The sequence below is a fragment of the Haploplasma axanthum genome (genome assembly GCF_900660745.1).
Lineage (GTDB): Bacteria > Bacillota_I > Bacilli_A > Acholeplasmatales > Acholeplasmataceae > Haploplasma > Haploplasma axanthum.
The window spans coordinates 1,092,538-1,108,114 of sequence record NZ_LR215048.1; the positions used below are offsets into that span (position 1 = coordinate 1,092,538).

The 15,577-nt window shown below is 27.0% G+C and carries 20 protein-coding genes; 18 read left to right on the forward strand and 2 right to left on the reverse strand.

All coding sequences use genetic code 11. The annotated features are described in order from the left end of the window. Positions 1 to 41 precede the first annotated feature (41 nt). From EXC62_RS05120 to EXC62_RS05180, 13 genes are all read left to right on the forward strand, one after another. A complete protein-coding gene (locus EXC62_RS05120) occupies positions 42 to 920 on the forward strand; it encodes a peptidase U32 family protein (protein ID WP_026390046.1) in 879 nt (292 codons plus the stop codon). 1 nt (position 921) lies between these two features. Then, positions 922 to 2,100: a peptidase U32 family protein gene (locus tag EXC62_RS05125; protein ID WP_035375548.1), complete on the forward strand. Its 1,179-nt coding sequence runs from the start codon at positions 922 to 924 to the stop codon at positions 2,098 to 2,100. Beyond that, positions 2,093 to 2,767, forward strand: a complete 675-nt coding sequence (locus EXC62_RS05130; RefSeq protein ID WP_026390044.1) for a M48 family metallopeptidase — start codon at positions 2,093 to 2,095, stop codon at positions 2,765 to 2,767. The genes EXC62_RS05125 and EXC62_RS05130 overlap by 8 nt, the downstream gene beginning before the upstream one ends. A gap of 39 nt (positions 2,768 to 2,806) precedes the next feature. Next, on the forward strand, positions 2,807 to 3,292 hold the full coding sequence (greA, locus tag EXC62_RS05135) for a transcription elongation factor GreA (protein ID WP_026390043.1): 486 nt from the start codon (positions 2,807 to 2,809) through the stop codon (positions 3,290 to 3,292). Further along, complete coding sequence (locus EXC62_RS05140; RefSeq protein WP_026390042.1) at positions 3,279 to 3,833, forward strand: YqeG family HAD IIIA-type phosphatase; 555 nt, start codon at positions 3,279 to 3,281, stop codon at positions 3,831 to 3,833. Before greA ends, EXC62_RS05140 begins: the two co-directional genes overlap by 14 nt. Then, positions 3,817 to 4,497 (forward strand): GTPase, encoded by a 681-nt coding sequence (locus tag EXC62_RS05145; RefSeq protein WP_129747508.1) that lies wholly within the window; start codon positions 3,817 to 3,819, stop codon positions 4,495 to 4,497. The genes EXC62_RS05140 and EXC62_RS05145 overlap by 17 nt, the downstream gene beginning before the upstream one ends. Then, positions 4,476 to 4,820: a hypothetical protein gene (locus tag EXC62_RS05150; protein ID WP_162849136.1), complete on the forward strand. Its 345-nt coding sequence runs from the start codon at positions 4,476 to 4,478 to the stop codon at positions 4,818 to 4,820. Before EXC62_RS05145 ends, EXC62_RS05150 begins: the two co-directional genes overlap by 22 nt. Then, positions 4,817 to 5,392: a bis(5'-nucleosyl)-tetraphosphatase (symmetrical) YqeK gene (gene yqeK, locus EXC62_RS05155; RefSeq protein ID WP_026390040.1), complete on the forward strand. Its 576-nt coding sequence runs from the start codon at positions 4,817 to 4,819 to the stop codon at positions 5,390 to 5,392. The genes EXC62_RS05150 and yqeK overlap by 4 nt, the downstream gene beginning before the upstream one ends. Beyond that, entirely contained in the window at positions 5,376 to 5,693 is a 318-nt protein-coding gene (gene rsfS, locus EXC62_RS05160) for a ribosome silencing factor (protein WP_026390039.1), read from the forward strand. The genes yqeK and rsfS overlap by 17 nt, the downstream gene beginning before the upstream one ends. 108 nt (positions 5,694 to 5,801) lie before the next feature. Next, positions 5,802 to 6,302: a ComEA family DNA-binding protein gene (locus tag EXC62_RS05165; RefSeq protein ID WP_026390038.1), complete on the forward strand. Its 501-nt coding sequence runs from the start codon at positions 5,802 to 5,804 to the stop codon at positions 6,300 to 6,302. Between the two features lie 121 nt (positions 6,303 to 6,423). After that, entirely contained in the window at positions 6,424 to 8,316 is a 1,893-nt protein-coding gene (locus EXC62_RS05170) for a ComEC/Rec2 family competence protein (protein ID WP_162849137.1), read from the forward strand. 42 nt (positions 8,317 to 8,358) lie between these two features. After that, on the forward strand, positions 8,359 to 9,309 hold the full coding sequence (gene holA / locus EXC62_RS05175) for a DNA polymerase III subunit delta (RefSeq protein WP_035375547.1): 951 nt from the start codon (positions 8,359 to 8,361) through the stop codon (positions 9,307 to 9,309). A 2-nt stretch (positions 9,310 to 9,311) separates the two neighbouring features. Continuing rightward, positions 9,312 to 9,965, forward strand: coding sequence for a 3'-5' exonuclease (locus EXC62_RS05180; protein WP_035375546.1), 654 nt, complete (start codon positions 9,312 to 9,314; stop codon positions 9,963 to 9,965). Positions 9,966 to 9,993: 28 nt separating this feature from the next. Here the strand turns inward: EXC62_RS05180 and rpsT are convergent, their stop codons facing one another. Next, positions 9,994 to 10,257: a 30S ribosomal protein S20 gene (gene rpsT / locus EXC62_RS05185; RefSeq protein WP_026390035.1), complete on the reverse strand. Its 264-nt coding sequence runs from the start codon at positions 10,255 to 10,257 to the stop codon at positions 9,994 to 9,996. 108 nt (positions 10,258 to 10,365) lie between these two features. Between rpsT and pgsA the strand changes: the two genes are divergently transcribed. After that, positions 10,366 to 10,932, forward strand: coding sequence for a CDP-diacylglycerol--glycerol-3-phosphate 3-phosphatidyltransferase (pgsA, locus tag EXC62_RS05190; RefSeq protein WP_026390034.1), 567 nt, complete (start codon positions 10,366 to 10,368; stop codon positions 10,930 to 10,932). Between the two features lie 53 nt (positions 10,933 to 10,985). Next, the gene (recA, locus tag EXC62_RS05195) at positions 10,986 to 11,981 is read left to right on the forward strand and encodes a recombinase RecA (protein ID WP_052589656.1); all 996 of its coding nucleotides are present in this window, start codon (positions 10,986 to 10,988) and stop codon (positions 11,979 to 11,981) included. An 18-nt stretch (positions 11,982 to 11,999) separates the two neighbouring features. On the opposite strand, the gene EXC62_RS05200 is transcribed toward recA, so the two are convergent. Next, positions 12,000 to 12,611: a hypothetical protein gene (locus tag EXC62_RS05200; protein ID WP_026390033.1), complete on the reverse strand. Its 612-nt coding sequence runs from the start codon at positions 12,609 to 12,611 to the stop codon at positions 12,000 to 12,002. A gap of 177 nt (positions 12,612 to 12,788) precedes the next feature. On the opposite strand from EXC62_RS05200, the gene rny reads away from it, so the two are divergent. The 3 genes from rny to EXC62_RS05215 all read left to right on the forward strand — a co-directional run bounded on the left by rny (position 12,789) and on the right by EXC62_RS05215 (position 15,561). Next, positions 12,789 to 14,369 (forward strand): ribonuclease Y, encoded by a 1,581-nt coding sequence (rny, locus tag EXC62_RS05205; RefSeq protein ID WP_035375545.1) that lies wholly within the window; start codon positions 12,789 to 12,791, stop codon positions 14,367 to 14,369. Positions 14,370 to 14,448: 79 nt separating this feature from the next. Beyond that, on the forward strand, positions 14,449 to 15,201 hold the full coding sequence (locus EXC62_RS05210) for a TIGR00282 family metallophosphoesterase (protein WP_026390031.1): 753 nt from the start codon (positions 14,449 to 14,451) through the stop codon (positions 15,199 to 15,201). A gap of 24 nt (positions 15,202 to 15,225) precedes the next feature. After that, positions 15,226 to 15,561, forward strand: a complete 336-nt coding sequence (locus tag EXC62_RS05215; RefSeq protein WP_026390030.1) for a YlbF family regulator — start codon at positions 15,226 to 15,228, stop codon at positions 15,559 to 15,561. Positions 15,562 to 15,577 lie beyond the last annotated feature (16 nt).

Sequence of the window (15,577 nt, forward strand, 5' to 3'; positions counted from 1 at the left end):
TTACTTCACTTTAAAATATATGTAAGAACGAGTGTGAAATAATGAAAAGAATAATAACTTTATATGATAAAGATAACCTGGAAAAGTTTTTTCCGTATGTTGATGGATTTATTGTTGGATCTGAGTTGTTTGCAACCAGATTAACAAGAAGTTTTTCGATTTCTGACATTAATGAAATTATCGAAAAATCTAATCAGAATAACAAAGAAATCTTTTTAATGGTTAATCAAATGTTTACTGATCATCAATTGATAGAATTCATTAAGACTTTTAAAACGATTGAGTACTTAAATTTAACAGGTGTTGTAGTTGCTGATTTAGGAACTGTTGTTGAATTAATTAATTTAGGAATTAAAGATAAAATCATTTATAATCCTGAGACTTTATTAACAAATACGATTGACTTTAATTTCTTAAGTAGTGAAGGAATTAAAGGTGCATATGTTGCTAAAGAGATTACTTTAGAAGATATCTTAACAATTGGTGCTAATAAAAATTATCAATTATTTATGGTTGGACATGGACATTTAAATATGTTTTATTCAAAAAGGAAATTATTAGATAACTATCAAGAACTGACAAAATCAGAACTAGATTATACTAATCTTCAAAATTTAAAGATTGTTGAGCCAAAAAGAAAAGATAGTCCATACCCTATATATCAAGATAAGGCTGGGACACATGTTTTCAGAAGTAAAGTTATGAATTCATTTACATTTTTAGAAGAACTAAAAACAGTTGTTGATTATTTCATAATTGATACAATCTTTAAAAATGATGATTATGGTCTATTAGTTGCGAAATTATATAGAAATGGAATTGATCCTAAAAATCAAAGTGAAATTGAAGATAGTTATCATGAAAAATGGGATAATGGATTCTTAGATAATAAAACATATTATAAGAGAGGACGCGAGTAAGATGGTTGAACTATTAGCTCCAGCTGGAGATTTAGAAAAATTAAAAACAGCGTTAATTTATGGTGCTGATGCAGTCTTCTTAGGAGGACAAAACTTTTCATTACGTGCACGTGCTTCAAATTTTTCAGTTGATGATATTAAAGAAGCAGGTGAGTTTGCTCATAATTTAGGAAAGAAAATCTATGTAACAACAAATATTATTCCTCATGAAGAAGATTTAGAAGGATTAATACCATATTTAAAAGCACTAGAAAATGCAAAAGTTGATGCAATAATTACAGCATCACCATCAATAATAACTGCGGCACTAGAAAATACAAGTTTAGAAGTGCATCTTTCAACCCAACAATCAGCAATGAATGTTAATACTGTTAATTTTTGGTACAATAAAGGTGTTAAAAGAATAGTTTTAGCAAGAGAGTTAACATTAGGAGAAATTGATGTCTTAAAAACTCAAACAGAAGCCGATATTGAAGTATTCATTCATGGCGGAATGTGTATGAGTTATTCTGGTCGTTGTAGTTTATCTGATAATATGACAGGAAGAGATGCTAATCGTGGTGGATGTGCACATAGTTGTCGTTGGGCATATACACTAACCGTTGACGGAAAAGAAAACGAACAAGCATTTTCAATGTCATCAAAGGATTTGCAAGCATTAAAACAAACTGTAAGACTAATTGATTCTGGAGTTGCTTCATTAAAGATTGAAGGTCGAATGAAAAGTCAACATTATATAGCAACAGTTGTTAAAGCTTATCGTATGTTAATAGATGAATATTTAGAAGCTGGTAAAGTTGCTAATTATGAAGTTTATGAAAATTTGATTTCAAAAGCAGAAAATCGTGAAACATCATTTGGATATTTAGAAGGACTACCTGGCTTGGAACAACAATTATATGCAGGACAAGGTGAAAAACCAAATCAAGGATTTATTGGCTTAGTTCTTGAGTCAGATAAAGAGAATCTTATTAAAATTGAACAAAGAAACTATTTCCAATTAGGAGAAGAAATTGAAGTGTTTAGTCCAAAAGGAACGGAAAGATATTTTATTCTAGATAAATTGTATGATGAAGAATTAAATGAAATTGAAATTGCTCGACATCCAAAACAAACAGTTTATATCAAAGCACCTTTTAAGATTGAACCATATTCAATGCTGAGAAAAAAAGATGATTAATTATATTGAAAAAGATAGTAGAAAGTTACCTTTTGTTATAAAGGAAAAAAAGATTAAAAATATCTATTTTAAGTTTAATAAAGAATTTGTTGAAGTAAGTGCTTCAAAGTATGTAAGCAAAAAACAAATTGTAGAATTAATAGAAACAAACTTTGATAAATATTATCAAAAATTTATTGCATTTCAATCTAACACTCCAGATGAAAATGAAGCAATCTTGGAAGGAAATAAATATCAAATTATTATTATTCCAGAAAGAAAATTTATTTATTTGATTGATGGAGAAAAAGTTTATTTGTTTACAGCAACTAAAAAACTTGAAGATAATAAACGTAGGCTTTATGAAAAACATTTAGGAAAAATGCTACAACGAATTGACAATGATTTGAAAAATGTTTTATCTGAAAATGGAATAAAAGAAAGAAAAATTATTCTAGGCCATTATAAAACAAAATTTGGATCATATCATAGAAATACAGATGTAATAAAGATAAATATTGCACTAGCAAAGTATGACAAAAATTATCTTTATTATGTTTTAATTCATGAATATGCACATACTAAAGTTTTTAATCATAGTAAAGATTTTTATAACTTAGTTGAAAAACTAATGCCAAATTATAAAGAGTATGATAAAAACTTAAAAAAAATGTCTATTTGGATATAAAAGTGATATAATATATAGCGAAAATGTAGGAGGTATACGATGGCAGTAAAAAGAGTATATGAATTAACTCAAGACGGTGTTGATAAACTAAGAGATGAGTTAAATGATTTAATTGATAATAAGCGACCACAAAACTTAGAAATGCTTAAAGAAGCACGTGCACAAGGTGACTTGTCTGAAAATGCTGATTATGATGCAGCAAGAAACGAACAAGGAAGAATTGAAGCACGTATTATTGAAATTGAAAATATTTTAAAAAATGCTAAAGTTATTAAACTAAGTGATAAAGATATCGTTGAAATAGGTAAAACAGTAAAAATTAAATATTTAGAAACAAAACTTGAAACTGAATTCCAATTAGTAGGTACACTAGAAGCAAATCCAGTTCAAAAAAGAATCTCTGTTGAATCACCAATTGGTAAAGCTTTAATGGGACATGAAAAAGGCGATAAACTGGTTGTTAAGATTGCAGGTAACAAATTCTTTAATATTGAAATTTTGGAAATAACAAATGAAGTGGCATAATAAATTTATTCCAAGCTTATATGTGAAAAGTATTAAAGAAATAGATTATAATTTTCTAAAGGAACAAGGAATAAAAGCCTTGTTTTTTGACTTAGATAATACATTAATTCCATATGATATTGATGTAATACCAATAGATATTAAAGAATTTTTAGAAGAATTAAATAAAGATTTTAAAATTGTTGTTGTTTCAAATTCAAGAAAAAAACGTGTTTCAACAGCAAGTGCAATTTTAACAAATATTCCATATGTTAAATTCTCTAGAAAACCCCTTAAATTTGGATTTAAAAAAGCTCTTAAGCTCTCAGGTGTAAAACGTAATGAAGTTGCAGCAATTGGTGATCAAATGATGACTGATATCTATGGAGCAAATCGAATGAAATTTAAGATGGCAATTTTAGTTCATCCAATTAAACAAAAAAGTGATCATTTTCTGACAAGATTTAATCGTAAAATGGAAAACAAAATCATCAAAAAAATTAAAAAGAATAATATAGATAAATATAATGAGGTATTAAAAGCATATGCAGAATCAAAATAAATGTTTAGGGTGTGGAGCAATAAAACAAACAACAAATCCTCTTGAAGTGGGTTATGTTAAATCTTTAGAACATGAATATTGCCTAGATTGTTTTCAACTAGCACATTATGGAAAAACAAATAAACATTATCATCCTAATAATTATTCTGAAATAAAAGAAAAAAGTTTAATTTTTATTATTCAGTCAATTATGCAATTAGATTTGCTTTTTACTCAACCAATAACAAGAATTCAACCGAATGCTAAATATGTCTATATTATCAATCAAATTGATTTGCTACCAAAGGATATAAATTTAGGATTTATTCATCATCAACTTTTAAAATATGCTAAAGATAATAATGTTACTTACCATGATATTATTTTAATGTCAGCATTAAATAAAAATGATATTGAAAACTTAAAAGAGTATATAATGTCTGAAAGAGAAAAAGATATTTATTTATTTGGTTTTCAAAATAGTGGTAAATCGACAATTTTAAAAGCCTTAACTAATAATGAAAAAGTTTTAAGTATTAATAAAGCTGGTCTAACACAAGAAACAATTATCGAAGATTTTAATAATAAAAAACTTTATGATATGCCAGGTACATACGTAAGTGGTTATTTATCTGATTTTTTGAATATGAAAAGTATCGAAAGATGTTACCTAAAAAAACTCTAAAACCAAAAGTTTATCAATTGAAGAATACTCAAAAATTAGTGATTAGTGATTTTATAGAGATTACATTTGATAAAGCAGAAAAAATTAGTTTAGTCTTGTATTTAAATGATTTTAATACTATAAACAAATATAACATTAATAATAAAGAAAACCATTTAACTGATGATTTATCATATACAACTAAATCATTTCCAATTAATGGGGTTAAAAAACAAATAACAATTGGTGATTTATTATTTATGCATGTTGTTGGTGATTGTAATATTACAATTAAACTACCTAAAAAAATGCATATAACAATTATGGGAGCATTAATGAAATGACAATTGATGAAATAAAAGAAGTAGTTAAAATAAAGTATACGAACAATATCAATAGATTTAATCATATTATTGGGGTATACGAAATGGCTATGAAACTTGCTAATCATTATGGTGTTTCTAGCGAAGAAGTTGCTATTGCAGCTTTGTTTCATGATTATACGAAGTACGATAGTATTGATGATCAAGTTAAATATATAAATAAAGAAGATGTTCTTAAATACCAAGATACTCCTGTTATTTATCATGCATTATCAGCATCAAAACTAATTAAAGAAGAATTTCATATTGATAATGAATTAATAAGTAGTGCAATTAGTAAACATGTTTGGGGAAATGTTAAGATGAACATGACTGATAAAATAGTTCTAATAAGTGATAAGATTGAACTTGGAAGAACATATAATGGTGTTGACTATTTACGTAGATTAGCATTTCAAGATATTGATCAAGCTATTTATGAATTTTTAGTAGAAAATATCGAATATAACCAAAGAGAAGGATTTGAAATACATCCTGAGCAATACAAAGTAGTAAAAAAATTTAAGGAGCAATTAGATGAAAAAAATAAATAAAATTATTGAAATTTTAGAGCAAGTAAATGCAAGCGACATCAAAGCTTTTGATTATGAAAAAAAATCACCTTTTTTTGATTACATCATAATCGCGACAACTAATGAACGTCAAAGTACAGCAGCTGTTTCATATATGAAAAAAGAAGAACTAGTTAACTATAAAAATTCTGAAGGTAAAGATAATAGTGGATGGGTTCTTATTGATACTGGTGATACAATTATTCATTTATTCAATAGTGAGCAAAGAAAGTATTATAATTTTGATGAACGTTTATTAGGAATTAAAAAATTAGAAGTTTAAAATGAAGAATTTGTTGGTATATTAAGATTAAGAGTTATCTCTTAGTCTTTTTTTTATTTAAAAGTAAATTTATAGTTTTATTACTAATATAGTTTGAGGTGATTTAAAATGAATAATAAAATCGGTATAATAATTATTCTAATAGTTATATGTAATATTGCTTTATGGCCAAAGAAGCAAGAGAAAGAATACGTATTAAATAAACTTGATGAAAAAAATAAAATTGTTATTAAATTAGAAGGCGAGATTGTTTATTCAGGAACTTATAGTTTCTATGATGAAATAATCTATGATGATTTATTCATATTTGCAGGTGGTTTAACAAACCAAGCAGATATAAGCAATATAGATACAAATGAAAAGATTAAGAAAAGTAAAACAATAGTAATAAAGAAAAAAGTAATTAAAGAAACAGAGCCAATAAAACTAAACATCAATAAAGCGACCTATAATGATTTCTTAAGATTAAATTTAACTGAAAAAAGAGCTTTAAATATTATTATTTATCGTGAACAAAATGGTTACTTTGAAACAATTGATGATCTAATAAAAGTTAAATATATTGGAAAAGATACACTTGAAAAAATATCTAACTTTATTACAGTCTAATCCACTGTATTATTATGGAATAGCAGTTTTTATATTTTTAATATCTTTAAATAGTTATTTGCTTTTCATTTTACTTATAAGTTATTTATATTATTTTAGAAGAAGATATCATTTTATTACAATGATTGTATTAATAAGTTTTATTTTGATATTGATTTTTAAATATAATGAAACTAAAAATCAAAAGATGATTAATAATATAACCTTTTTAATTGTAGATATCAAAGAGTATGATAAAAAGAGCGTTATAACCCTATATAATAAAAATAAAAGATACAATCTAAAAACTAATAAAAACTATAAACTAGGAAGTTATTTACTTGTTAGTGGCGAGATTAAAGAATACGATCATTTAAGAATTCCAAATGGTTTTGATGCATATAAATATTATCAAGGTAAAGGGATATTAGGTGAAATAGTTAACTATCAGATTAGCGATTTACCAAATTATAATTATCTTTATTATATTCAAGAAAAAATTAGAAATATAGATTCTAATGAATATCTAAAGATTTTTTTTCAAGGTGAGAAATCAGAAGTAAATGATGACTTGAAGATTCTAAATATCACACATTACTTATCGCTTAGTGGAATACATCTTTATTTATTGATTGAGATTTTAAAGTTCTTTATGCGTCAATTTGATTTAAAGAAACAAGATTACTATATAACTTCAATGTTATTAATAGTCTGTATAATAACAAACTATAAAATGACAATTTTAAGATTTGTAGTTTATTATATTTTTAGAATGATAAATCGATTTAAAAACTTAAAACTGGATGATCTAAGTCTTTTAAATTTAAGTTTCTTATTCTTAATATGCTTATTTCCTTTTAATATGTTTAGTCAAGGTTTTTTGCTAATGTATTTGTTAGGAAATGCAATTTTATTATTAAGGCCAATTTATGCTGATAAGAGTTTTGTATTAAAAAATGTAATTATTTCTAGTATTATCAGTATAATCTTAATCCCATTTAATAATTCAATTAATGTTCTATCTATTTTATTATCACCAATATTCTTATTAGGAATTATTTATATATTATTACCATATTCAATTATAATAGCAGTTGTTCCAAGTTTTTCAGTTCTTAATATTGATGTTATATTTGAAAAAGTAATTCAATATATTGCAGATAGAAGAATTAATTTTAACTTTTCTATTCCTACTATGAGTGCGTATGCTAAAATTTTGTTTTATACTATTTTGATTTTGATTTTTTTTGTTAGTAATAAAAAAAGAATTATTTTAGTTTTTCTTCAAGCTTTTATAATGATCATTCCAATTATAAAAATAAAAACCTCATCACCAACACTTTATTTTCTTGATGTTGGACAAGGAGATTCTGCTGTTTATATTAGCGGAGAAGTAGTTATTGTTGTTGATGCATATAAAAATGTTAGTGGATTTTTAAAGAGTTTAGGAATAAAGAGGATAAACTATCTAATTATTACACATAGTGATAATGATCATAGTGAAGAAGCAAATACTTTAATAGATAATTTTCTTATTGATAATATCATTATAAATAAGCATGATGAGAAATATCGTATATATAATAAAAATATTTTAGAAGTTGATGCTGGATATATAATTAATTATAAGGAAGTAATAATGGAATTTTATGGGCCAATTAGAAGGTATGATAGTACTAATAACAATTCATTAGTTTTTAAACTTAAATATTTTGATTCTGAAGTTCTATTTACAGGTGATATTGAGAAGGAAGCAGAGATAGATATTGCTAATTATTATGGTGATAGACTTAAAAGTAATATTTTGAAAATTGCACATCATGGTTCAAATACTTCGACTAGTAAAGAAATTCTTCTGTATATTAAACCTGAGATTGCAATTATATCGCTTGGTAAAAATAATAAGTATGGTTTTCCTAATTCTGAAGTTATTCAAAATTTATATAAAGAAAAAGTAATGATATATCGAACAGATCAAGATACAACATTAATATATAAGGATAATATCTTCTATAAATGCTATGAAAAAGGGTGATAATATTGTATAATATTAATGTTAGATTTTGGGAGGGTTACAATGATTGATTTAGTTAATGTCTTGTATGGTAAAAATGAATACTTGGTACAAGAGAAATTAAATGAAAAAATTAAAGAAACTAATGTAGATGAAATAAATATTAATATCTATGATTTACAAGAAACAAAAAGTGAAGATATTATAGAAGATTTAAGGACAGTTTCTTTTTTTTCTGAACGAAAAGTAATAGTTGTAAAAAATATTAAGGAATTATTAAATGAAGATGATACAGTTATTAATGATTGGATCAAGTATCTTGATAAACCAAACCCAGATGTGTATTTATTTATCATTTTAGATGGGGAATTAGTTAGTGAAAACTACTCTTTAGGTAAGGCGATTTTTAAAATAGCTTATATCGAAGAAATTGGGGAATTAAAAAAGGATGAATATCCTTTTTATATCGAATCATTATTGAAGAAAAAAGGTTTTGAAATAACTGCAAAGGCAAGTAAAGAGTTAATTAGCAGAACAAATTATGATTTGAATTTAGTCGCACAAGAATTAGAAAAGTTAATGCTATATAACTTTGATACAAAAATTATTGATATTGATTCAGTTTCAGAATTGGTTAGTAGAAATCTTGAAGAAAATATTTATGAGTTAACAAACAATCTATTAAATAATAATAGTAGTAAAACAATTGAAATATATTATGATTTATTAGCTAGAAGTGAAGATCCACTAAGGATAATGAACAGTATTGTTAATAAAATTAGGGATTTAATTCATACCAAGTTATTAATAGCAAAAGGTTATTCACAAGAAGACATAGAAAAACACTTTAATATTAAAAGTGGAGTTGCGTACTATTTAGTTAAAAATGCTAATCAATTACCTTCAGAATTACTTGAAGGATATTTAGAAAGATTATCAAAATTAGATTTTGATATTAAAACTGGTAAGTTAGATAAAAAAATTGGATTAGAAATATTTATATTAGGAGCATAAAAATGAAAAATAGAAAAGAAATTGTTGTTTTTGATTTTGAAACAACTGGATTATCAGCATTTAGTGATGAGATAATTGAAATTGGAGCAATGAAATTAGTTAATAATGGAGCTGGGTTTGAAGTTAGCGAAGAACTATCTTTGTTATTAAAGACTAGTGTACCAATTAGCCCAAAAATAACTGAAATAACTGGAATTACACCTTCAATGCAAGACAAATATGGTGTAAGTCAAGAAGAAGCATTTCAAAAACTAAGTAGTATGATTAATGAAGATACATTATTAATTGCATATAACATTCAATTTGATTTAGGATTTTTACAAAATTTTTATCGTAGATACTGGGATCCAAAATTTGAAGTTAAAAATGATTTGTTAGATGTTATGGCTGTTTATAAAGATCGTCATAAATTTCCACATAGATTAGAAAGTGCTGTAAGCCAATATACAATTAGTTTTCCAAATACACATAGAGCATTAGATGATGTTAAAGCAACTTATGCAGTGTTAGAAGCTATGAAAGATGAAAGAGATACTATTTCTAAATATATCAATGTTATTGGTTTTAATAAGAAATATGGCGTTTCAGGACCTAAGTTATCACATGTTAAATATGTTGCTCAATATGGTGGATATTTAGAAATAGAAAAAATGTAAAAAAAAGACACGCAAGTGTCTATCTTCATTATTGAACGTTATTGATTAAAGTTGCTAGATAAGCTTTATGTCTTGCAACATAATTCTTGTGATAAATACCTTTTGATTGTGCTTTATCTAATTTCTTGTGAGCAAGTGGTAGTGAGCTTAATGCTTTTTCCTTATCACCTGCAGCGACAGCAGTTTCAATTTCTTTAATTGCTGTTTTCACTGATGATTTGAAAGATGCATTTTTCAAACGATTTTTCTCATTAGTCTTGTTACGTTTAATTTGTTGTTTAATATTAGCCATAAGTTCACCTCCCGTTTAATAGCATAAATATTGTATCAAAATGGAAGGTAAAAAGCAACATTTTAAGCACAAATATGTTAAAATTGATATGTTAAGGAGAAATATAATATGACATTACCAAATAAAATTACTTTACTTAGATTAATATTGATTCCTGTGATGGTTGTCTTCATGATGATTCCAAGTTGGAATGATTTACAAATATTCAATACTACCATTGGAATCAACGAACTTATTGTAGCAACAATCTTTACAATTGCAGCATTTACTGATTTTTTAGATGGGTATTTAGCGAGAAAAAATAATCAAATTACTACTTTTGGAAAGTTTTTAGATCCAATAGCAGATAAAGTTTTAGTTATAACTGCAATGATTTATTTAGTGTCAACTACAAGAATTGCTGTATGGCCAGTTGTAATAGTTATTTTTAGAGAATTTGTTGTTACGGGTGTTAGATTATTAGCTGTTGAAAAAGGAACTGTAATTGCAGCCTCACCTTATGGAAAAATTAAGACAGCAGCAACAATGGTAGCATTACTAATAATGTTATTTAGTGATTTTGGATTACCTTTATTGGTTGGAGATATTGTTTGGTATATTGCAATATTCTTTACACTACTAAGTGGTCTAGATTATGTATTAAAGAATAAAGCAGTTATTTTTGAAAGTATGTAAAAAGTAAAAACAAATATTTTGTACTAATATTGTGTAAAGGAGAGTTTTAAAATATGGCGAATGATAAAAAAGAGCAAGCATTAGAAGCTGCAATGAAACAAATTGAAAAGCAGTATGGTAAAGGCGCAATTATGAAACTTGGAGATCGTGCTACTCAAGAGATTGAAACTACATCTACAGGTTCAATAGCGTTAAATATAGCTCTTGGTATAGGTGGTTATCCAAAGGGGAGAATAATTGAAGTCTATGGACCAGAAAGTTCTGGGAAAACAACATTAGCACTTCATGCAATTGCTGAAACGCAAAAAGCTGGTGGATATGTTGCATTTATAGATGCTGAACATGCTTTAGATACTAATTATGCTAAGAGACTTGGTGTTGATATTGATAATTTAATTTTATCGCAACCAGATACTGGTGAACAAGCACTTGAAATAACAGAAGCATTAATTAGAAGTGGAGCAATTGATACAATAGTAATAGACTCTGTTGCTGCATTAGTTCCTGAAGCGGAAATTAATGGTGATATGGGTGATTCTCACGTTGGATTGCATGCAAGATTAATGAGTCAAGCAATGCGTAAATTATCAGGTATAATTTCAAAAGGAAATGTAACAGTAATTTTTATTAACCAAATTAGAGAAAAAGTTGGTGTTATGTTTGGTAATCCAGAAACAACAACTGGTGGACGTGCGTTAAAGTTTTATTCAACTATAAGACTTGAAGTAAGAAAAGGTGAACAATTAAAACAAGGTACTGATTTAATTGGTAACAAAGTTAATATTAAAGTTGTTAAGAATAAGGTAGCACCACCATTTAAAGTTGCAGTTGTTGAATTAATCTATGGTGAAGGTATCTCTGCAATTGGAGAACTTGTTGATTTAGCTGTTGAACTTGACTTTATTAAGAAAGCTGGTTCATGGTATTCATATGAAGAAGAAAAAATTGGTCAAGGAGCAGAGAATGTTAAAGCATTTTTAAAAGCTAATCCTGAAATTTATTCGGCAATTCATACTAAAGTATTAGAACATTATAATTTAAAGAAATAAAAAAAGGCTTATGCCTTTTTATTTTTGTCTAACGTTTGGATATTCAACTTTATTTAAATCATATTTTAAATAAAAAACTTCATTTTCAGATACTGCTGGTAAATTTCCAATTGCTGGCGTATCTTTTTTTAATGTTATTTCGATATATAAGATAGGTTTACCAACTTTAAATATTGAATGTCTTTTTGGTAAATCATAGTCGTATGTTAATGTGAAGTCATTGCTTCTAGTAGTTGAGACAGTAGATTGATCATGTGTCCAATTTGATGCTAGAACATACTTGAAAGTAAAATCATCTTCTTTATAATTTTCTTTTGGGCTAAAAACTTTTTTGAAAGTATAATCCCCTTTAGTCTTATCCTCTTCAACATATTTAAACGTATCAATATTGACAGTAAATGTGAAATAATCAGCAATCTTTTTTTTAGATGATAAATCACTTTGATATAGAAGAACAGGTGTATCGTCTTTTTTCTCAAAGTAGAAAGACTTCCCTTTTTTAGTGTAATTTGCATAAATAAGCGATAATAGTAAAACAGGAACAATAACTAATAACAATATTAATAATGCTTTTGTAGGATGGTTAGCAAACCAACCAAAGAATCCCTTTTTTTCTTTTTTAGTATCCATAAAACCCTCCATTTAGTATACATTATCTATTATACCTTTTTTTATAACAAAAACAAAATCAATTTAAAAACTTTTTTAGATAGAAAAAAATACTGTTACATGTTATAATACTTGTGAATAGAAATATTCGTTAATGACATAATTTTAAATTAAAATAAATATTTTGGAGGTGATATAATGTTAACAATTTTAACATTAAATGCAGTTCATGTAGTCATCTCCAGTTTGCTAGCCCTTTTAATAGGACTTTTAATAGGTTATTTTGTTCGTGTAGCGCAACACGAAAAATCACTTAAAAAAAGTCGTGAAATGGTAGAACAAATTGTTGAAGAAGGAAAAAAAGAAGCTGAAAGACACAAAAGAGAAGCTGTCATAGAAGCTAAACAAGAAATTTTTACACTTCGTAAAGAGTTAGACGATGATATTAAAGAACGTCGTAGACTAGTTGTTAGCCAAGAAGAGAAACTTGATTTGCGTGAGACATCACTTGATCGCAGATCACAATATCTTGACAAACGTGAAGAACAAATTGGCAATAAAGAAATTAAAATTGAAGAACGTAGAGAAGAACTTGAACAATTGAATAGCAAAGTGGAAGATGTATTACGCGAGCAAGAAACTAAGTTAACTGAAATAGCTAACTTAAGTACTGATGAAGCAAAAGCAATCATTTTTGATAGAGTTAAAGATGAAGTTGCTGATGAAATGGCAAATTATATTCATGAGGCTGAAGAAGAAGCAAAACTAACAGTTGATGCAAAAGCGAAAAATCTACTTACATTGGCGATGCAAAAATATGCAAGTGATACAACTACTGAAAGAACAGTAAGTGTTGTTACAATCCCTAATGATGAAATGAAGGGGCGTATTATTGGACGCGAAGGTAGAAATATCCGCACACTTGAGGCGTTAACAGGTGTTGATTTGATTATCGATGATACGCCAGAAGCAGTCGTTTTAAGCGGTTTTGATCCGATTAGAAGAGAAATAGCTAAAAGAGCACTTGAGACTTTAGTATCTGATGGTAGAATCCATCCTGGTCGTATTGAAGAAGTTGTTGAAAAAGCGCGTGCAGAAGTTGATATTTTCATTAGAGAATGTGGTGAGAATGCGGTTTTTGAAGCTCAAATTGGTCGTATTCATCCTGATTTAATCAAACTTTTAGGTAGGTTAAATTTTAGAACAAGTTACGGTCAAAATGTTTTAAAGCATTCAATCGAAACAGCATTTTTAACAGGTAAACTTGCAGCAGAGATTGGTGAAAATGAAATGTTGGCAAGAAGAGCAGGCTTATTACATGATATTGGGAAAGCTGTTGACCATGAAGTTGAAGGTAGCCATGTTGAAATAGGTGTAAACCTTGCTAAAAGATATAAAGAACCTAAAGAAGTTATTGATGCAATTGCATCACATCATGGTGATGTTGAAGCTGAAACTGTTATTGCTGTTTTAGTGGCAGCGGCAGATGCGCTATCAGCTGCTAGACCTGGTTCTAGATCTGAGTCTGTTGAAGCATATATGAAACGACTAGAACAATTAGAAGAGATTTCTAATAATGTTCCGGGAGTTGATAAATCATATGCAATTCAAGCTGGCCGTGAAGTAAGAGTTATTGTTAAATCTGATGAAGTTGATGATTTACAAACTTATAAGGTTGCTAGAGAAATTAAAGAAAAAATTGAAGAAAACATGAGTTATCCTGGAACAATTAAAGTTACAGTAATTCGTGAAACAAGAGCAACCGATGTTGCAAAATAGTTAAACATTAAGTAGCGATAAGGTCAGTTGATTTTATCGCTATTTATCTTAAATAAGAAAAGAAAAAGGAAATTAAATTATGAAAATACTCTTTATTGGTGATATTTATGGTGATCCTGGAATTGAAATTTTAAAAGATAGCCTTGAAGAATTGAAAAAAGAATATCGACCTAACGTGATTATAATAAATGGTGAGAATATTGTTAATGGTCGAGGTATTAATAAAAAAATATATCTTGAAATAATGAAGTTAGGAGTTCATGCAATTACGATGGGCAATTGGACTTGGTCTAATACTGACATCTATAGCTTCATTAATGATAGTAAAATAGTAAGACCAGCTAATTATCTTAATGCACCAGGAGATGGTTATAAAAAAATTAACATTAATGGTAAAAATTTATTGGTTATTAATGCAATGGGAAGAGTATATATGAATCCTAGTTTAGAAAATCCGTTTATAACAATTGCAGAAATATTAGAAAAAGAACAAGCAGATTATACATTTATTGATTTTCATGCAGAAGCAACTAGCGAGAAGGTTGCACTTGGACATTACTTTGATGGTAAAGTTGATGCAATCGTTGGAACTCATACGCATGTTCAAACAAATGATGCTAGAGTTTTACCAAAAGGTACGTTATATATTACTGATGTTGGTATGACAGGGCCACGAGATGGCGTAATTGGTGTTGATAAAGAAATTGTTATTCAAAGATTTTTAACAGGATTTTCATATAATAATGCTGTTGCTAGTGGTGTTAAGCAATTAAATGGAGTATTTTTAGATTTGGATAAAAAAATAATTAAAACAATTCATATTGAAAAGTAGAATGTTTTTAATGGGAGAGTTTATATGAAAATTGAAAATAAAATTATTGAAAAAATAAAAAATGAACCAAAGATAAAAAGATATAAAGAATTAGAAGATATTTTAAATCAAAATCAAGAAGTTAGTCATAAAATAGAAGAATTAAAAAATATTCAAAAACAAATGATTAATGCCAAAAATCTTGGGAAAATAGAAATCCAAACTAAATTAGAAAATGATTATCAAAATAAGTTGGAAGAAATTGAAAATTACCCGTTAATGACTGAGTATATGGATTTACAAGAAGAAATTAATGTGTTCCTTCAAAACATCAAAGAAATCATTGAAAGTGGTATAGATAGCGATTTAAATGCTAAATAATAGTAAAAACTACCGA

Coding starts and splice junctions, on each gene's coding strand:
- EXC62_RS05215 (WP_026390030.1), top strand. CDS start 15,226: ATGAAAATTGAAAATAAAATTATTGAAAAAATAAAAAATGAACCAAAG.
- EXC62_RS05140 (WP_026390042.1), top strand. CDS start 3,279: ATGAAGTGGCATAATAAATTTATTCCAAGCTTATATGTGAAAAGTATT.
- rpsT (WP_026390035.1), bottom strand. CDS start 10,257: ATGGCTAATATTAAACAACAAATTAAACGTAACAAGACTAATGAGAAA.
- EXC62_RS05145 (WP_129747508.1), top strand. CDS start 3,817: ATGCAGAATCAAAATAAATGTTTAGGGTGTGGAGCAATAAAACAAACA.
- EXC62_RS05200 (WP_026390033.1), bottom strand. CDS start 12,611: ATGGATACTAAAAAAGAAAAAAAGGGATTCTTTGGTTGGTTTGCTAAC.
- greA (WP_026390043.1), top strand. CDS start 2,807: ATGGCAGTAAAAAGAGTATATGAATTAACTCAAGACGGTGTTGATAAA.
- EXC62_RS05210 (WP_026390031.1), top strand. CDS start 14,449: ATGAAAATACTCTTTATTGGTGATATTTATGGTGATCCTGGAATTGAA.
- EXC62_RS05130 (WP_026390044.1), top strand. CDS start 2,093: ATGATTAATTATATTGAAAAAGATAGTAGAAAGTTACCTTTTGTTATA.
- rsfS (WP_026390039.1), top strand. CDS start 5,376: ATGAAAAAAATAAATAAAATTATTGAAATTTTAGAGCAAGTAAATGCA.
- EXC62_RS05125 (WP_035375548.1), top strand. CDS start 922: ATGGTTGAACTATTAGCTCCAGCTGGAGATTTAGAAAAATTAAAAACA.
- recA (WP_052589656.1), top strand. CDS start 10,986: ATGGCGAATGATAAAAAAGAGCAAGCATTAGAAGCTGCAATGAAACAA.
- EXC62_RS05150 (WP_162849136.1), top strand. CDS start 4,476: ATGTTACCTAAAAAAACTCTAAAACCAAAAGTTTATCAATTGAAGAAT.
- pgsA (WP_026390034.1), top strand. CDS start 10,366: ATGACATTACCAAATAAAATTACTTTACTTAGATTAATATTGATTCCT.
- EXC62_RS05120 (WP_026390046.1), top strand. CDS start 42: ATGAAAAGAATAATAACTTTATATGATAAAGATAACCTGGAAAAGTTT.
- yqeK (WP_026390040.1), top strand. CDS start 4,817: ATGACAATTGATGAAATAAAAGAAGTAGTTAAAATAAAGTATACGAAC.
- holA (WP_035375547.1), top strand. CDS start 8,359: ATGATTGATTTAGTTAATGTCTTGTATGGTAAAAATGAATACTTGGTA.
- rny (WP_035375545.1), top strand. CDS start 12,789: ATGTTAACAATTTTAACATTAAATGCAGTTCATGTAGTCATCTCCAGT.
- EXC62_RS05165 (WP_026390038.1), top strand. CDS start 5,802: ATGAATAATAAAATCGGTATAATAATTATTCTAATAGTTATATGTAAT.
- EXC62_RS05180 (WP_035375546.1), top strand. CDS start 9,312: ATGAAAAATAGAAAAGAAATTGTTGTTTTTGATTTTGAAACAACTGGA.
- EXC62_RS05170 (WP_162849137.1), top strand. CDS start 6,424: ATGATTGTATTAATAAGTTTTATTTTGATATTGATTTTTAAATATAAT.